The sequence below is a fragment of the Streptomyces doebereineriae genome (genome assembly GCF_031845645.1).
Taxonomy (GTDB): Bacteria; Actinomycetota; Actinomycetes; order Streptomycetales; family Streptomycetaceae; genus Streptomyces; species Streptomyces canus.
Genome location: NZ_JAVREZ010000622.1, coordinates 1 through 255 on the forward strand (window position 1 = coordinate 1; position 255 = coordinate 255).

1 pseudogene is annotated in these 255 nt (G+C 68.2%); it reads right to left on the reverse strand.

Annotated elements, in window-relative coordinates:
• Positions 1-255: pseudogene (locus RNB18_RS53560) on the reverse strand (RNA-guided endonuclease TnpB family protein); the annotation flags it as partial.

Sequence of the window (255 nt, forward strand, 5' to 3'; positions counted from 1 at the left end):
CGGTGAACGCCACACTCTTGACCCGCCCGCCGGTGGTCCAGATCGACACCGTGCGGCCGGGGATCTGCCAGGACAGCATCCGGTCGTCGTAAGGCTGCGCACCCTGCGGGCGGAAGGAGATTGGCTTATCGGCGGCCCGGCGGTAGCGCGTGGAGCCGGGCCTGCCGAGGTTTCCGGCCCTCAGGTTCGCCTTCAACGTGGTGTACGCATCACACGTCTTCTTGATGACGTGCTGGGCTGCCTGCGCGCCCAGCC